This is a genomic window from Apibacter sp. B3919, assembly GCF_026537405.1.
GTDB lineage: Bacteria > Bacteroidota > Bacteroidia > Flavobacteriales > Weeksellaceae > Apibacter.
The window spans coordinates 193646-210191 of sequence record NZ_JAFNMG010000001.1 but is presented as its reverse complement, the minus strand read 5'-3'; the positions used below and the strand labels follow the sequence as shown (position 1 = coordinate 210191).

The following is a 16546-nucleotide window of genomic DNA, read 5'->3' as shown; positions in this document are numbered from 1 at the left end:
TAACAACAATTAATTAATTTCCTGATGAAGAATTAAAGCAAATACAGAATAATTTAGAATATCAAAATAATTGGCGTCTAAACCTTCGGAAACTAATGTTTTGCCTTCATTGTTTTCAATTTGTTTTATACGCAATAATTTTTGCAAAATTAAATCTGTAATTGAACTTATTCTCAGATCTCTCCAAGCCTCACCATAGTCATGGTTCTTACGCATCATTAAGTTTTTAGCCTGACTAACCTTTTCATCGTAAAGCTGTACAGCCTCTTCTAAATTTAAATCAGGATTTTCTGCAATTCCTTTTTCCAATTGAATCAATGCCATAATAGAATAATTAACTATCGCTAAAAATTCTTCGTCGATTCCCTCTGAAATTTTTTGATTTCCTTTTTCCTGAATAGTTCTAATTCGATTGGCTTTGATATATATCTGATCTGTTAAGGAAGGCAATCGTAATATTCTCCAAGCCGATCCGTAATCAATCATTTTTTTTATAAATAATTCCTTACAAACCGAAATTACTGAATCAAATTGTTCTGTTGTTTTTTCCATTATTCCATTAATACCTACAAATGTACTATTTAACTATATATTTTCCTAAAGGTATCTTATCTAAAGTATATAATATGATAATAGAAATTAGTAAAGTGCATAAGGTAGTAATTGGAATAGAAAATAAAGGATTAAAAGAATAAGCGCTTAGTCCGAATTGTTCAACTAAGGCCATAACTAATACATGTATTAAATATATCCCGTAACTGTATTCACTAATAAATGATAATATTTTACTTTTTTTATTGAAAATCGGGACTAAAAAGAAAAGTAGAAAAACAGAAATAGCTTGAAATAAATCCCAGGGCTTATATTGCTCTATATAAAAATTGTTCATTTTTGACGTTAAATAGGTATCAAAGCAAATTCCTAAATAGGACAATAAGTAAATAGTTGAACATACATAAACATAATATTTAACATTATATTCATATTTTCTTCTTACTAAATAATATCCTAATACTAAATATCCCAAGAATTCGGAATATAATTTTATATAGTTAACTAAATAAACCGTACTAAAAAAAGTGTAGAAAATTAAAAATATTATAAAACAAACGACTATAAAATATAATTGTTGTCTTGGATTACTATCTAAAATCCATTGATTAATTATGGGATATAATAGATAAATTCTTATAATCATGTAAATATACCACATATGATAACTCGCTCCCGAAACCAATTCTAGATAGGTATAATCAATAACAAATCTAAATCCCAGATCCACATGATCTTTATAATGAATACCTAGTATTTTAAAGAAAATATATATTAAACTCCAAAATAAAAACGGTATTAATATTCTCGATAATTTTTTGGTAAAATGTTTAAAAGTGTATTGTTTCCCCAAAGATAATAAACCGGTCATCATAACAAAAACCGGTACACCAAATCGGGCTATATTAATATAAAAGTTTGATATCCACCAGCTTTTATTAGGAACACTTCCATAATGATGGCTCATTCTGGCAGCCACATGCAATAAAATAATTCCTATAGCCGAAACAGCCCTAAGATTATCAATCCATATGATATTATTTTTATTCACAGATTTTTTCATTTAATCCTAGTTTTAAGAGCGCAAAAATAAATTAATTTTACTTACTATATCTTTTTATTCATAGATGTTTATTAATTGACTATAATATTAGTTACATGACAGGTAAAATTTAGATACATTCTTTCTCTTTATTTTAAGATTAAATCTTGGAAATCTATTGGTCTATCAATTCAATAAATTGTTACAATATAATTTATTACACTCATTGAATTGTTATAAAAATCATTTTTCATCAACAAAATTATATGTATGATAAAAAATTCTATATTATATAAATTTTGAAATATAAAAATATAAATAATATAAAAACAAAGAATAGTAGGAAGTTAATTCTGTACAATTATTATTTTAAACAATTTTTAAACATTTCTGAAAATATAATTTTCAACTAAATTTCATTAATATAAAACCGGATGCTATTAAACTGTGTAACTATATTTACTTTAAACTTTATTTATTTTTTTAAATTTACAGCTTCAAATACGATATATGACAATTAATATTAATGGTGATTTAGTCGATTGTAATGAACCAAAAGTAGCAGGAATACTAAACGTTACTCCAGATTCTTTCTTTGATGGTGGTAGGTATTCCACTATTGATAAAGCTTTAAAACAAACAGAAAAATTAATAGATGAAGGCGCAGATATCATAGATATTGGTGGACAATCAACTCGTCCGGATTCCGAATTTTTATCTGATGAAACAGAACTAAGCATAGTAATTCCTGTAATTAAAGCTATTAAAAAAGAATTTCCTCGGGTGAAATTATCGATCGATACCTTTTGGTCTAAAGTTGCCATTGAAAGTGTCAATGAAGGAGTGGGAATGATAAATGATATTTCGGGAGGTACTTTGGATAATAAAATGTTTGAAACTATGGGAAAACTCAACGTTCCTTATGTTTTAATGCATATGAGAGGAACTCCTCAAACTATGGGAAATTATACAGATTATGAAAATCTAATCACCGATATTAATTATTACTTTTCTAAAAAAATTAGTGAATTACGAAAATTTGGAGTCAATGATATTTTATTAGATCCGGGATTTGGATTCAGTAAGACTTTACAACAAAATTACGATTTGCTGAAAAATATAGATAAATTCAAAATATTTAATCTTCCTTTATATATAGGAATTTCCAGAAAGAGTATGATTTATAAATGTTTAGAAACTTCTGCTGAAGATGCATTGGTAGGTACGTCCGCATTAAATTTGTACGCCTTACAAAAAGGTGCTCAGATTTTGCGTGTTCATGATGTGAAAGAAGCAAAACAAATGATTAAACTGTGGAAAATGTTAAATTAATAATTAAATGATTTAAAAAAATTAATTTTCACATGAAAAATTCATCAGAAATAATTTTAGTCAGCATATCAGGAGTTGATAAACCGGGAATAACAACAGCAATCACTCATATCTTAGGAAAATATAATGCAAAAATACTTGATATTGGTCAAGCCAATATACATCATTCTTTATCCTTAGCTATTATTTTCATGTCTGAAAACGGAAGTTCCGGAAATATTTTAAAAGAAATTTTATTTAAAGCCAATTCATTAGAAATTAATGTTAGATTTTCAGCTTTAACCAAAGAAGAATACAGCAATTGGGTTAAAGTTCAGGGTAAAAACAGATACATAATAAATATTTTAGGTAAAGAAATTAGTGCTAACCAAATTTCTGAAGTTTCTAAAGTTTTATTGGATTTTAAACTTAATATCGAACGGATCATACGTTTAACACAACGCATACCTTTGGATCGAAATATTGATCGAACCTGCTTTGAATTTGCTGTAAGAGGTAATTTATCTAACCTAAAAGAAATACAAAATAAATTCTTATCCTTATCATCTGATTTAAATATTGATATTGCCTTACAGGAAGAAAACAGGTACCGAAGAATGAGACGCTTGATCTGCTTCGATATGGATTCAACCTTAATTCAAACTGAAGTTATCGATGAACTTGCGGAAAAAGCAGGGGTTGGAAATGAAGTTAGAGCCATCACTGAGTCTGCCATGAATGGAGAAATAGATTTTTCCGAGAGCTTTAAAAGAAGAATAAAGTTATTAAAAGGCTTGAATGAAAACGTTTTAAAAGAAATAGCAGAAAATTTACCTATTACTGAAGGACTTGAACGATTAATGGGAGTTCTTAAGAAAAGTGGATTTAAAACAGCAATTATATCCGGAGGATTTACCTATTTCGGAGACTATCTCAAAGATAAATTCGGATTTGATTATGTATTTGCAAATAAATTGGAAATTATTGATGGAAAGTTAACAGGTAATTACATTGGAGATATTGTGGATGGCAAAAAGAAAGCAGAATATTTAAAATTAATTTCAACTTTTGAAAATATAGATATACAACAAACTGTTGCGGTTGGCGATGGAGCAAATGATTTACCTATGTTATCCATAGCCGGACTCGGAATTGCATTTCATGCGAAGCCAACGGTCAAACAAAATGCGAATCATTCCTTATCTACCATCGGATTAGATGGAATTTTATATTTCTTAGGATATAAAGATTCTTCCGAAGATATTGAAATGACGTCTATTTCTTAACATTTGATTGTAAAGTTAAATTAAACGTAAACCGACGGTTTATGTGTACTAATTTTAATACTTAAATTAGTAAGCTGCAATGGTAGATCTTACCAGCACATTTCCAAAAGAATCAAGTTTATCCAGGTAAACTTCTTCTAATTGGTTAATAAGTTTAGGATTATAAGGTTGACTAACGCGTACGTAATTTTCAGTATATCCGTACATCATCCCATTTTTGTTCTCATGCTCCCAAAGAACCGTTTTAACTTTGCCTAATTGAGATTCATAAAATGCATGGCGTTTTTTTTCAGAAAGGATTTTTAACATTTTATTCCTTTTTTTGCGCTCAGAAAATGGTACCCTGTCTTCCATATGAACAGCTTCTGTATTATCCCTCTCCGAATAAGTGAAAACATGTAAATAACTAATCGGCAAATTTTGTAAAAAATTATACGTTTCTAAGAACTTTTCTTCTGTTTCTCCTGGAAAACCTACAATTACATCAACTCCTATGCAAGCATCTTTGATTACAGAATGTATCTTATGGATTCTATCGCTGTATAAATGAGTCAGATATCTTCTTTTCATTTTCTTCAACAAATCATCGCATCCGGATTGTAATGGAATATGGAAATGAGGAACGAAAATTTTCGAATCAGCAACATAATCAATAATCTCATCCTTAAGCAAATTTGGTTCAATGGAAGATATTCGTATGCGCTCTATGGCTTCTACCCTATCTAAATTCTGTATTAATTCTAAAAAAGTATGTTGATGTTTTTTATTTCCAAACTCACCTTTTCCATAATCGCCAATATTCACGCCTGTAAGTACAATTTCTTTTATTCCTTTCTCAGAAATTTCTTCGGCTTGTTTAATAATGGTTTCAAGCTCTGCAGAACGTGAAATTCCTCTTGCTAAAGGAATAGTACAATACGTACATTTATAATCACAACCATCCTGTACTTTTAAAAAAGCACGTGTTCTGTCTCCAATTGAATAGGAACCTACAAAAAAATCAGCTTGATCAACCTCACAAGAATGAACTTTTACTTCAGAATCTTTTTTAAGATCCATAATATACTTGTGGATATTAAACTTTTCTTTGGCACCCAAAACTAAATCTACCCCGTCAATCTTACTGATTTCATGCGGTTTTAATTGAGCATAACAACCAATAATACAAATCAGAGCATCAGGATTTAGATGTAATGCTCTTTTAACGATAGTTTTACACTCTTTATCGGCATTATCGGTTACCGAACAAGTGTTGATAATATAAACATCTGCTATTTCTTCAAAAGATACCTTTACAAATCCTTCCTCTATTAATTGTCGGGCAATTGTAGAAGTTTCAGCAAAATTTAATTTACATCCTATGGTATGAAAAGCTACGGATTTCCTGATTTCGTTTAGCATAGTGCAAAATTACGTATTTAATTTATTTACTGAAATTAATATAATTAGTATTAAATAATTTTTATGATTTTATTAAAATTCCCTGATTATTAAAAGTATAATCAGGGAATTTAAGATATGACTATATTTTTTTAATTATTAAATATTTTTCTACCGTTTAAAGGTTGAAGAGGTCTGTTATTTGATTTTGGTAAATGATATTTTATTTCATCAATTTCTTCTTCGCTCATAGTTATTGGATTTTTAAATACGATCCAAGTTACATTTTCTGCACAAGGAGGGGTAGTCAAAGATCCTAAATAAGTGTAATAGGATTTATCTTTTGGATATAAATTTTCAGGATTGAATTTTATAACCGTATTAATTTTTCCTAACCCTTTCAATGTTTTAAAAATTTCGAGTTTTTCAAAATAAGAATTTAAATTGCCCTCTTTTACCATAACACCAATTACCAATACTGAACCATCTTCTGCTTTATGAACAAAATGTAATTCCAACGGGTATCTCACTCTATCAATGGTATGTTCAGATTCTTCATGAGCGTGGAATTGAACTAAGGTATAAACTTTTTTGTTGTACGTAATGGTGCTTCCCGATTTAAAATCAAATTGAAGAGAATGCCCATTGTCTTCGATATCCTCGATTTCTCCGGATCCGTAATTAAATTGTATAGGCGATAAATCTTTTTTATAGTTAGATTTTGAAATGTTAATTGGCGATTGAAATTTACCTGTACCGCATTGTTTTCCTTCTTCCAATTCTCCCCAATGTTCCGGAGAAGATTCTCCTTCATATCCCCAATGATGATTTTGAGAATAGCTCATACTTGCAGCAAGTATACTTAAAAATAAAAATACTTTTTTCATTGTTTTATCTATTATAATTTAGCACAAAATTATAGAACCATGAAACAATATAAATGTTAAATTTTTGTTAATTAGTTTAATTTAAAACAAAATGTCCTCATTTAAGAGCTTTACATAATATTTTATGATTTTACAAACTTGCGAATTAAATTTGCAGCTAATTTTCAAAAAAAACAAAATTTTATTCATGACTAACGCTATTGATTCGAAGCCTAACAATCTATCGCCCAAAAGAATCCGTTTGGGGGTATTTGCTTTTTACTTTTCACAAGGAATCTGTTTTTCCAGCTGGGCCAGCAGGATTCCCGATATTAAAAACTTTTTGAAATTAGGGGATGCTTCCTGGGGAACTATTTTATTAATGCTGCCGGTTGGTCAAATTTTAGGGATGACCCTATCGGGATTTTTAATATCTAAAATGGGAAGTAAAAAAATATTGATAGCTTCTCTGCCTTGCTATGCCTTAAGTTTATTATTAATAGGATGTTCACAAACCGAATTAATGTTAATTCTTACTTTAATTTTGTTTGGCTTTTTTGGTAATTTTTGTAATATTTCCGTTAATACTCAAGGAATACTTGTTGAAAATCTATACAAAAAATCCATCATGTCTTCTTTTCATGGAGGCTGGAGCATAGCCGGATTTACCGGTTCTTTAATAGGTTTAGTAATGGTAAACTTAGGATTATCGCCTTTTCAACATTATCTGTTTATTCTTTTTACAGTAGGGGTACTTATTTTGTTTAATTTCAAATATCTACAAATAGACGCAAAAAATATTTCTGATAAAAATTCAGAAACAAAAAGTTCAAAAGAGAAGCAAAAACCTGAAAAATTTTTATTTCTTTTGGGAATTACTGCTTTTTGTGGTATGGCTTCCGAAGGTGCCATGTTTGATTGGAGTGGGATATATTTTGAAGAAATCGTTAAAGCTTCCAAAAATTGGGCTCCTTTAGGTTTTACCTCGTTTATGATTATGATGGCAAGCGGTCGATTTATTGCTGATCATGCCATACAAAAATGGGGAAGAAAACGTATAGTTCAACTAAGTGGTATACTGATATCATTGGGCTTATTTATTTCTGTTGCTTTTCCTAATCTGATTATTACCACTTTGTCTTTTATGATTATCGGTTTAGGAGTATCCAGCATAATACCCACTATTTACAGTTTATCAGGACAGAAAACTAAAATTCCAACCGGCATGGCATTGACTATAGTTTCCAGCATAGGATTTATAGGTTTTTTATTAGGTCCTCCGGTTATAGGTTACATATCCGAAGCTCTTAATCTTAGATTTTCCTTTGCTTTAATAGGTATTTTTGGAATTTGTATTTTTATACTTTCTTCTAATTTAAAAGTTTTTAAAGATTAAAATAAGTAGTTTTCCAAAAAAAACAATGCTCATAAATTTGAATAAATTTATGAGCATTGTTTTATAAATGTTGTGTTATTTTTTTCTTTGCATGCTAAATATTAATAAAGCTAAATAATATCTTATTTTTAATCCGAACAATAAGAAAATATACATTATAAAAGGCTTTTTAAAATATTTTCTTACAAAAATTTCCATAGCATTATAGAAATTTTTGTAATACGATTTATCTATTTTAGTTGCTGCTCCTTTATAATGTATTATGGAAGTTTTCCCGTAATAATAATTTTGATAACCGGCTTTTAAAATAGTATAACTTAGATCGATATCTTCACCATACATAAAATAAGATTCATCGAAACCTCCTACTTCAGTATATATTTTTTTGGTGGTAAAAAAAAAGCATCCTGTTAAAATTTCCACTTTTCCAATATCATATTCACCCAATTCCGTATTATAATAGCCTTTAGATTTTTTTGATTTACTAAAAAATAATTGGCTGAATAACTTATCAAATGTATTTTTAGGATTCGGATAATTTCTTTTTGATTCCGGTCGATATTGGTTGTGTTCATCGGTAATTCGAACCCCTAAGGCTCCAAATTTTTTTGCATGTTCGGCAAAAGGTATAATTTTTTCAAAAACATCCGGCTTAACGATAGTATCGGGATTGAGAATTAGTAAATAGTTTCCCTTTGAATACGAAACACCTATATTATTTGCTTTAGAGAAACCTAAATTTGCCGAATTTTGAATCCATTTAACTTGAGGAAATACTCGCGTTATAAATTCTTTGCTTCCGTCATTGGAATTATTGTCTACAATAATAATTTCTGCATCAATAGTTTTTATTGCATGTAAACAACTTTGAATGCAATTTTTTAAAAGATCTTTTACATTATAATTAACAATAATAATTGAAAGTTGTTTCAAATTCATTAATTATTTTTTAATTACTATAAGAACTACTTAATTCCTTGTTTATAAGGTACTCTGTTTTGTATGGAACGTATTAAAGTTAACTCATCCGTATATTCAAGTTCATCACCGACTCCTATTCCTCTTGCTATTGCCGTGAATTTTATATGAGAATCATTCAATACCTTATATAAATAAAACATGGTTGTGTCTCCTTCTATAGTAGCACTTAATGCAAATATAATTTCTTCTGTTTTCTGTTCTTTAACTCTTTCAATTAGCGGATTGATACACAAATCGGTTGCGCTGACTCCTTCCATAGGGGAAATTCTTCCCCCCAATACATGATATTTCCCATTGAACTGTTGGGTACTTTCTATTGCCATTACATCTCTTACATCTTCAACCACACAGATAATTTTTTCATTTCGATATGGATTTGCACAGATGGTACAGATCTCAGTATCCGATAGATTGTTGCACAGTTTACAGTGCTTTATTTCATGTACTAACTGACTAATTGATTTTGATAAATTATCTGCCTGAATTTCAGGTATATCCAATAAATGCAAGGCTAGACGTAGGGCCGTCCTCCTACCAATACCCGGAAGTTGTGAAATTTCTTCAACTGCTTTTTCTAATATTTTGCTGGGATAATTCATACAATCATCAAGACCTGCTTAAATTTAATGATGATCTAGGGACGATACATATTTTTCTGCATCCAAAGCGGCCATACAACCTGCTCCTGCGGCAGTAATTGCTTGTCTGTATTTTTTATCGGCAACGTCCCCCGCCGCAAATACTCCCGGAATATTTGTTTCTGTACTAAATGGCTTAACATGTAAATATCCGGTTTCGTCCATTTCCAATTTACCTTTAAATATCTCGGTATTGGGTTTATGTCCGATAGCAATAAATATTCCGTCTACATCCAGTACTTTTTCTTCGTTGTTTAAATTATCAATAACCACTGCTTGAGAAACCAAATTATTATCGCCTTTTAAATCTTGCAATTCGGTATTATACATAAGTACAATATTAGTGGTGAGGTCTACACGTTCTTGCATAATTTTAGAAGCTTTTAAATAATCTTTACGTACAAGCATATAAACAGTCTTACATATTTTTGCTAAGTACGTTGCTTCTTCTGCTGCCGTATCTCCGCCTCCTACAACTACCACATTTTTACCTCTGTAAAAAAATCCGTCACAAGTGGCACAAGCAGAAACTCCGCCTCCTCTATACGTTTTTTCAAAATCTTTACCTAAATATTTTGCACTTGCACCCGTTGAAATGATAATAGTTTTAGTTTTAAATTCTTTTCCCGATATAGTTTTTACAATATGTATGTCTCCTACATTTTTTCCTAATTCAACCTCTGATACGGTATCGATGATAACTTGTGTACCGAATTTTTCGGCTTGTTTTTGTAACTGAATCATCATTTCAGGACCGGTAATCCCGTCGGGATATCCGGGAAAATTTTCAACTTCGGTGGTAGTCGTTAGCTGTCCTCCTAATTCTAAACCGGTGATCATAAGAGGATTCATTTCGGCTCTGGCAGCATAAATTGCAGCCGTAAAACCTGCAGGGCCGGAACCTATAATAATAGTTTCTAATATATCTGTGTTTTCTGTCATCTTTATCATATATAATTAACCGGGCAAAGTTACTAAATTTATCTTTGAGACTGTGTGTAAGCCTATGTAAACTCTATATAATACTATTATGATTTACTATCTAAAAGGCCGGTAAATGAATTATTTCATGTATTAAGCAATTTTTTCCGCTAATATTAAAAATAAATTATCATGTTTGAATATAATGTTAAGTAACTACTAAGTAAATGAATCCAATTTTTTTCCATTTACAATAATCCACTCATCTAATTTAAAATCAGCCAAGATGCCTATTTTAGGAAACTGTATGGCAGAGTCCGCGAAAACGATACATCTACCTTCTGCATCAATTTCTTCATGTCCATACATGAATGAAAGGTCTCCAATGTCTTCTATTTTGGCAATAAATGAAAGTTCATTTTCTCCCTTAGTAATCTTTTCTGCATATTGTATACCAATATCAACTGTTTCTTTTTTATCTTCACGTATGCGTACATTTCTATATATAATATCAAAAAATGATAAAGAATTATTAGGTATTTCATTATATAATTCATACCCCTTTTGCCATTCATCCTTAATAGAGGCATAATATAGAGCAGTAATCAACGATAATGTAAAATATCGTCGGGTTTTTTGTCGATAATAATCTTTGGGAAAATGTCCGCCTTCAAACAGTATAGTAGGAATTCCTAATTTTTGAAAATTATCACCGACTGATCTTGGATAAAATTCATCGGTAAACCTTGATATCTTATTAGGTATAAGTTTTGAAATTTCTTTATATATATCAGCTATTAATCCCATCGATTTTTTTCGGGTTTCAGTCACCTTTCTATCAACCGATTCCGATGGCGATAAAAAAGCTAGGGTGGCCGGTTCTTTTTTTCCTTCTACACCGAATATAGTTCTTTGATCGTGTAGATTAAACGCTAAATCATATTTTTTTTCACTTGCAGTTTTTTTTAATACTTGCATTTCAATTGATGAAGCGGTTAAAAAATCCCGATTAATATCAATTCCTAAACGATTTCTTCGTGTCCAAATTTCAGCTCCATCCGGATTTAACATGAAAATAATATCGAGGGTAAACTTGCTGAGAATTTCGTGTGAGCAATTATTTTCATTTTCAAAAAATTTAAGCAAATCTAGACAACTTAAGGTTCCCGTTGTTTCGTTCCCGTGCATTTGGGTCCATAGTAATATATTTTTAGGTCCTTTTCCTAAGGTCAATTTATATATAGGTTTATTAAGTTCCGATCTTCCAATTTCTGTAAGTAAGCTTTTATAATTTTTTATTAAAAAATCGGAAAGCTTCGAAGGGTTTACATATCTATTTTGAAAATTTTCTTCGATACTTAAATTTTCATTTAAATCAAAGATTTTAAACTCTGCAGACATAATTATATTTTTTACAAAGATATTTAATTATAAACAGTTTTCTTGATTTACATTTGTAATTTACATTTGTAAAACAATGTTATTTTATAATTTATCCGTTCTAATATTGTGTCATATAATTATGAGTTATTTTATTTAATTTCTTGTTAAAAAATATTTAATTATTTATTTACCAGTATTTTATATATATTTATTTAATGTTTTTATTAAAGTTAACTTTAAGTTATTTTTTGACAGAATCAATGGTATTTTTAGTAACTTTGTATTTATTATTCTATTTCACATATGTGAATAGTTAACATTTGTAAATCATGGAAATTGATAAAAGAATAGCTACACTCATAGAAATATTAGGTTTAACATCAGGAGAATTTGCAGATAAGATAAATGTCCAACGATCGAGCATTTCGCATATCACTTCTGCTCGAAATAAACCTTCGTTAGATTTTTTAGAAAGAACTCTATCAGTTTTTCCTGAAATAAATTCTGAATGGCTTATTTTAGGAAAAGGAAAACCTTTGAAATCTCAATTGGAAAATAATAAAAAGGAAAGTTTAGATTTAGAAAATAAAACGGTTCAGGAACAACCATCCCCTACACTCTTTTCTTTAGATGAAATGGATCAAAAACAAAAAGATTCTTCACACTCTAATAATGATAATACTATTCAAGCGCCTGAGAATCGCGTAAAAGAAAATTCTCAGACAGAAGATCTAATAATTAAAAATTCAATCCTGCAGAAAACGAAAAATAACAAGAAAAAAATAGAAAAAATCTTAATTATATACGAAGATCATACGTTTGAAGTATTCGAAAATTAATTTTTAAAAGGAAAGTAAAAACCAAAAAAAAGAGGAAAATTAAAATTTTCCTCTTTTATTTTAAAATAAATGCTAAAAGTAATATTATTTAACTCTAGCATCTTTAATTCTTGCTTTTTTACCGCGTAGATCTCTAAAATAGTAAATTCTTGCTCTACGTACTTTTCCTCTTCTGTTAACTTCAATATTTTGAAGCGCAGGCATATTAATAGGAAAAACTCTTTCAACCCCTACATCACCGCTCATTTTTCTGATAGTGAATGTTTTGGTTGCTCCGGTTCCTTTAACCTGAATAACTACCCCTTTAAAATACTGGGTTCTTGTTTTATTACCTTCTTTAATTTCGTAATAAACAGTTAGGGTATCCCCGGCTCCAAATTTTGGAAATTCTTTTTTTGCGATGTACTTATCCTGTACGTACTTAATTAATGGTTCCATTTAAAAAATATAACAGTTATAAAATTGAATAACATTCACGTCTTTCGTCAGAGGTTAATCAATTGGGTGCAAAATTAATAATTCTTATTTAATTGCACAAATACTATACGTAAATTTAAAATTCTTTTGAATACTAAAAAGTTTTATAACAAATAGCTGAATAATTTTATAATCTATTCAAATACGAGTTCCTTTATTTATAATCTATGCTAAATAAAGGAGACGTGTTTTAAAAAAATAGTTTAAAACTAAACGATTGATATTAAAATAGCTTAAACATTAAATCGGAAATGAATAATATCACCATCGTTAACGATATATTCTTTACCTTCAACCGATAATTTTCCGGCTTCTTTAACTTTAGCTTCCGATCCGTAAGTTACAAAATCTTGATAGGAAATAACTTCAGCTCTAATAAATCCTTTTTCAAAATCAGAATGTATTACTCCGGCAGCCTGAGGAGCTGTCCATCCTTTTTCAATAGTCCAAGCTCTAACTTCTTTAACTCCGGCAGTAAAATAAGTTTGTAAATTTAAGAGTTTGTATGCTTGGCGAATCAAGCGATTTACTCCCGGTTCTTCTAAATTTAATTCTTCTAAAAATATTTTACGCTCTTCATAGGTTTCCAATTCAGAAATGTCTGCCTCAATTTGAGCCGCTAATACAATTACTTCCGCCTTTTCGTTTTTTACCTTTTCTTTTACTTTTTCAACAAATTCATTGCCCTCTTTTGCTGATTTTTCATCTACATTACACACATACATGATAGGTTTAAAGGTCAAGAGTTGTAATTCTGCAATAATCGGCTCTGAAATAGAATCTGTTTCGAATTCTCGTGCATTTTTACCTTCTTCAATAAAAGCTCTCAACTTTTCCAACACAGACACAATTTGCTGCTCTTCTTTATTTCCTGCTTTAGCTGCTCTTTTGGATTTATCCAATTTTTTTTCAATGGTTTCCAAATCTTTAAGTTGCAGCTCAATATCAATAATTTCTTTATCTCTAACCGGATCTATAGTACCTTCAACATGGGTAATATTATCATTTTGAAAACAACGCAACACATGGATTATTGCATGGGTTTCTCTGATATTAGCTAAAAATTGATTTCCCAAACCTTCTCCTTTACTGGCTCCTTTAACTAAACCGGCAATATCTACTATTTCCACTACGGCAGGCACTACCCTTTCCGGCACTACTAATTCCTCAAGTTTATTTAACCTTAAATCAGGCACAGAAACTGTACCTACATTCGGTTCGATGGTACAGAACGGATAATTAGCCGATTGTGCTTTTGCATTAGATAAACAATTAAATAAAGTAGATTTCCCTACATTGGGTAGACCAACAATTCCACATTTCATACTCGAAAAATTTGTGACAAATATATAAAATTATAATTTAGCCTAAGAACTGGCTCTTTAAATCAAAATATGTGTATACGAAAAAACTAGTATCCCACTAAAACATTGATGCAATGAGTATTTTATTATATACAAAGGATAGAATTAGACAAGAACTTTTGCCAAATAAAATAAATAAAGATTTGTAATAACTTATGTAAAGAATACTATAGATTTTCGAAAAAATTAAACATTTTTACTGTAAAATCTTTTCCAACAATTCTTCTGAAATGGTTTGGCCTTTATCCTTATTATAGAATCCTTGAATATCCTTTGCAAAATCATCATGGGTATAGTTTTCAGGATCTGTTTTATATTTTTTTAGGAAAGGTGCACAAGGTTTAGGTCTAGGCCCCCAATGAGCAATTTCTTCGGAAGTTTCCGCATCAATAAAAATTACGATGGGAATTGCCTTTCCTCCATTAGTTAGATATTGATTAATCAATAATTCATCTTGATCTCTAAAAAAAATTCTCATGTCCAGCTTCTTGGATGATTCGCAAATTTTATTGACTACCGGCACTATTTGCGCTGCATCTCCACACCATCCTTCGGATATGACTAAAATATGAATTTTACGACTAATTTTCTTCAAGCCCGAACTCACTGATTCATCCAATACGAGCGTTTTATCATTCCTATGGATTCGGCTCAAATTTAAACGGGTGTATTCAGCAAGTTTTATAATATCTTCATTTTTAGAAAGTAAACCTTCTTTTGCTTGAATCTCTATAATATCTTTATATTCAGCGTAAGACACTCCTTTGTCCCAATAGTTTTCTAATTTTATTGAATCCATCGTATATTTATTAGCTGTTACCATTTTATAGTTTGGTAATCTTTATTAATAACAAAAATTACATGTTTTCAAATACATAATTTTATATATTCTTTATTTAACCGATAAATCGAAAATATAGTTATGTATATTCTTGGTTAGTTAAACGAAAGATATCTTCAAATAGTATTTCAACCGGTAAAGGATAGTTTCTGCCAATTGTATGTAAAGGTTTATTTTAAAATTAAAAATTAAATTTTTCTAACTTTATTCATTAACCAAAAGTCAGCCAAAATAAAAGCTGCAATAGCTTCTACAATAGGAACCGCTCTAGGAACCACACAAGGATCATGTCTTCCCTTCCCTTTAATTGAACATACATTTCCGTTTTCATCTATCGTTTGTTGCTCTTTCATAATGGTAGCAACCGGCTTAAAGGCAACTTTAAAAACAATATCCATACCGTTGGATATTCCCCCTTGTATACCTCCCGAATTATTCGTCAGTGTTTTTCCTCCTTGAGTAAAAATATCATTATGTTCGGAACCTTTTAATCGAGTACCTGCAAAGCCGCTGCCAATTTCAAAACCTTTAGCTGCATTTATACTCATCATTCCTTGAGCCAATCTGGCAGATAATTTATCAAAAATCGGTTCGCCTAAACCCATTGGAACATTTTTAATCATGCAGGTTATGACTCCGCCAATAGTATCTCCATCCTTTTTAATTTCAGCTATTTTCTGAATCATTTGTTCAGCAGTTTCACAATCAGGACATCGGACTATATTAGATTCCGTTTGGCTTAAATCCAGTTCATGGATATTCTTTTTCAAAGTAATTTCCCCTACTGAAGAAACAAATGCATGGATAGATATTGAGGATAGTAATTGTTTAGCTAAAGCTCCGGCAACAACCCAGTTAGCTGTTTCCCTTGCTGAGGTTCTCCCCCCGCCTCGATGGTCTCTGATTCCATATTTTTGAAAATAAGTGAAGTCTGCATGTGAAGGTCTGAAAATACCGGTATTATGATCGTAATCATTGGATTTTTGATTGGTATTTTTAATAACAAATCCAATCGCTTGTCCTGTTGTTTTTCCTTCAAAAATGCCGGAAAGAAATTCTACCTTATCGTCTTCTTTTCGTTGAGTTACAATTTTCGATTGTCCGGGTTTTCTGCGATCCAATTCTTTTTGTATTTCATCAAAATTAACGGATAATCCAGCCGGAAAACCATCAATTACGCCTCCCAGTGCCGGTCCATGACTTTCACCAAAGGTAGTAAGCTTAATAAATTTACCGAATTCGTTGAACATATGCTTACAAATGTAAGAA

At 30.2% G+C, this 16546-nt stretch carries 16 protein-coding genes; 4 read left to right on the top strand and 12 right to left on the bottom strand.

Annotated elements, in window-relative coordinates:
* Positions 1 to 9: 9 nt before the first annotated feature.
* Both J3U20_RS00935 and J3U20_RS00930 read right to left on the bottom strand, forming a co-directional pair.
* A complete protein-coding gene (locus J3U20_RS00935; protein WP_160543254.1) occupies positions 10 to 552 on the bottom strand; it encodes a DUF1599 domain-containing protein in 543 nt (180 codons plus the stop codon).
* Between the two features lie 25 nt (positions 553 to 577).
* Positions 578 to 1615, bottom strand: coding sequence for an acyltransferase (locus tag J3U20_RS00930; RefSeq protein ID WP_160543253.1), 1038 nt, complete (start codon positions 1613 to 1615; stop codon positions 578 to 580).
* A 489-nt stretch (positions 1616 to 2104) separates the two neighbouring features.
* On the opposite strand from J3U20_RS00930, the gene folP reads away from it, so the two are divergent.
* Together folP and serB are read left to right on the top strand one after the other, a co-directional pair.
* Complete coding sequence (gene folP, locus J3U20_RS00925) at positions 2105 to 2926, top strand: dihydropteroate synthase (RefSeq protein WP_160543252.1); 822 nt, start codon at positions 2105 to 2107, stop codon at positions 2924 to 2926.
* A gap of 32 nt (positions 2927 to 2958) precedes the next feature.
* Positions 2959 to 4191 carry a phosphoserine phosphatase SerB gene (serB, locus tag J3U20_RS00920; RefSeq protein ID WP_160543251.1) on the top strand — a complete coding sequence of 411 codons (1233 nt, stop codon included), beginning with the start codon at positions 2959 to 2961 and terminating at the stop codon, positions 4189 to 4191.
* 66 nt (positions 4192 to 4257) lie between these two features.
* Here serB and mtaB read toward each other — a convergent pair whose 3' ends face one another.
* Positions 4258 to 5592, bottom strand: a complete 1335-nt coding sequence (gene mtaB, locus J3U20_RS00915) for a tRNA (N(6)-L-threonylcarbamoyladenosine(37)-C(2))-methylthiotransferase MtaB (protein ID WP_160543250.1) — start codon at positions 5590 to 5592, stop codon at positions 4258 to 4260.
* Between the two features lie 131 nt (positions 5593 to 5723).
* Complete coding sequence (locus J3U20_RS00910) at positions 5724 to 6458, bottom strand: carbonic anhydrase (protein WP_160543249.1); 735 nt, start codon at positions 6456 to 6458, stop codon at positions 5724 to 5726.
* A gap of 187 nt (positions 6459 to 6645) precedes the next feature.
* On the opposite strand from J3U20_RS00910, the gene J3U20_RS00905 reads away from it, so the two are divergent.
* Positions 6646 to 7833, top strand: coding sequence for an MFS transporter (locus J3U20_RS00905; protein ID WP_160543248.1), 1188 nt, complete (start codon positions 6646 to 6648; stop codon positions 7831 to 7833).
* Positions 7834 to 7908: 75 nt separating this feature from the next.
* On the opposite strand, the gene J3U20_RS00900 is transcribed toward J3U20_RS00905, so the two are convergent.
* From J3U20_RS00900 to J3U20_RS00885, 4 genes are all read right to left on the bottom strand, one after another.
* Positions 7909 to 8772, bottom strand: a complete 864-nt coding sequence (locus J3U20_RS00900) for a glycosyltransferase family 2 protein (RefSeq protein WP_160543247.1) — start codon at positions 8770 to 8772, stop codon at positions 7909 to 7911.
* Positions 8773 to 8798: 26 nt separating this feature from the next.
* A complete protein-coding gene (recR, locus tag J3U20_RS00895; protein ID WP_160543246.1) occupies positions 8799 to 9413 on the bottom strand; it encodes a recombination mediator RecR in 615 nt (204 codons plus the stop codon).
* Positions 9414 to 9437: 24 nt separating this feature from the next.
* Positions 9438 to 10394 carry a thioredoxin-disulfide reductase gene (trxB, locus tag J3U20_RS00890; protein ID WP_160543245.1) on the bottom strand — a complete coding sequence of 319 codons (957 nt, stop codon included), beginning with the start codon at positions 10392 to 10394 and terminating at the stop codon, positions 9438 to 9440.
* 198 nt (positions 10395 to 10592) lie between these two features.
* A complete protein-coding gene (locus J3U20_RS00885) occupies positions 10593 to 11774 on the bottom strand; it encodes a M14 family zinc carboxypeptidase (protein ID WP_160543244.1) in 1182 nt (393 codons plus the stop codon).
* A gap of 311 nt (positions 11775 to 12085) precedes the next feature.
* Here J3U20_RS00885 and J3U20_RS00880 point away from each other — a divergent pair, with 311 nt between their 5' ends.
* The gene (locus J3U20_RS00880) at positions 12086 to 12595 is read left to right on the top strand and encodes a helix-turn-helix domain-containing protein (protein WP_160543243.1); all 510 of its coding nucleotides are present in this window, start codon (positions 12086 to 12088) and stop codon (positions 12593 to 12595) included.
* 84 nt (positions 12596 to 12679) lie between these two features.
* On the opposite strand, the gene rplS is transcribed toward J3U20_RS00880, so the two are convergent.
* From rplS to aroC, 4 genes are all read right to left on the bottom strand, one after another.
* A complete protein-coding gene (gene rplS / locus J3U20_RS00875) occupies positions 12680 to 13033 on the bottom strand; it encodes a 50S ribosomal protein L19 (RefSeq protein WP_105297718.1) in 354 nt (117 codons plus the stop codon).
* Positions 13034 to 13305: 272 nt separating this feature from the next.
* Complete coding sequence (gene ychF / locus J3U20_RS00870) at positions 13306 to 14397, bottom strand: redox-regulated ATPase YchF (protein WP_160543242.1); 1092 nt, start codon at positions 14395 to 14397, stop codon at positions 13306 to 13308.
* 235 nt (positions 14398 to 14632) lie between these two features.
* Positions 14633 to 15235 (bottom strand): thioredoxin family protein, encoded by a 603-nt coding sequence (locus J3U20_RS00865; RefSeq protein ID WP_160543241.1) that lies wholly within the window; start codon positions 15233 to 15235, stop codon positions 14633 to 14635.
* Between the two features lie 230 nt (positions 15236 to 15465).
* A complete protein-coding gene (gene aroC, locus J3U20_RS00860) occupies positions 15466 to 16527 on the bottom strand; it encodes a chorismate synthase (protein WP_160543240.1) in 1062 nt (353 codons plus the stop codon).
* Between the last annotated feature and the right edge of the window lie 19 nt (positions 16528 to 16546).

What these genes read in the sequence shown, in the direction of transcription:
- J3U20_RS00935 (WP_160543254.1), bottom strand. Translation starts at nt 552, where the DNA reads ATGGAAAAAACAACAGAACAATTTGATTCAGTAATTTCGGTTTGTAAG.
- J3U20_RS00930 (WP_160543253.1), bottom strand. Translation starts at nt 1,615, where the DNA reads ATGAAAAAATCTGTGAATAAAAATAATATCATATGGATTGATAATCTT.
- folP (WP_160543252.1), top strand. Translation starts at nt 2,105, where the DNA reads ATGACAATTAATATTAATGGTGATTTAGTCGATTGTAATGAACCAAAA.
- serB (WP_160543251.1), top strand. Translation starts at nt 2,959, where the DNA reads ATGAAAAATTCATCAGAAATAATTTTAGTCAGCATATCAGGAGTTGAT.
- mtaB (WP_160543250.1), bottom strand. Translation starts at nt 5,592, where the DNA reads ATGCTAAACGAAATCAGGAAATCCGTAGCTTTTCATACCATAGGATGT.
- J3U20_RS00910 (WP_160543249.1), bottom strand. Translation starts at nt 6,458, where the DNA reads ATGAAAAAAGTATTTTTATTTTTAAGTATACTTGCTGCAAGTATGAGC.
- J3U20_RS00905 (WP_160543248.1), top strand. Translation starts at nt 6,646, where the DNA reads ATGACTAACGCTATTGATTCGAAGCCTAACAATCTATCGCCCAAAAGA.
- J3U20_RS00900 (WP_160543247.1), bottom strand. Translation starts at nt 8,772, where the DNA reads ATGAATTTGAAACAACTTTCAATTATTATTGTTAATTATAATGTAAAA.
- recR (WP_160543246.1), bottom strand. Translation starts at nt 9,413, where the DNA reads ATGAATTATCCCAGCAAAATATTAGAAAAAGCAGTTGAAGAAATTTCA.
- trxB (WP_160543245.1), bottom strand. Translation starts at nt 10,394, where the DNA reads ATGACAGAAAACACAGATATATTAGAAACTATTATTATAGGTTCCGGC.
- J3U20_RS00885 (WP_160543244.1), bottom strand. Translation starts at nt 11,774, where the DNA reads ATGTCTGCAGAGTTTAAAATCTTTGATTTAAATGAAAATTTAAGTATC.
- J3U20_RS00880 (WP_160543243.1), top strand. Translation starts at nt 12,086, where the DNA reads ATGGAAATTGATAAAAGAATAGCTACACTCATAGAAATATTAGGTTTA.
- rplS (WP_105297718.1), bottom strand. Translation starts at nt 13,033, where the DNA reads ATGGAACCATTAATTAAGTACGTACAGGATAAGTACATCGCAAAAAAA.
- ychF (WP_160543242.1), bottom strand. Translation starts at nt 14,397, where the DNA reads ATGAAATGTGGAATTGTTGGTCTACCCAATGTAGGGAAATCTACTTTA.
- J3U20_RS00865 (WP_160543241.1), bottom strand. Translation starts at nt 15,235, where the DNA reads ATGGATTCAATAAAATTAGAAAACTATTGGGACAAAGGAGTGTCTTAC.
- aroC (WP_160543240.1), bottom strand. Translation starts at nt 16,527, where the DNA reads ATGTTCAACGAATTCGGTAAATTTATTAAGCTTACTACCTTTGGTGAA.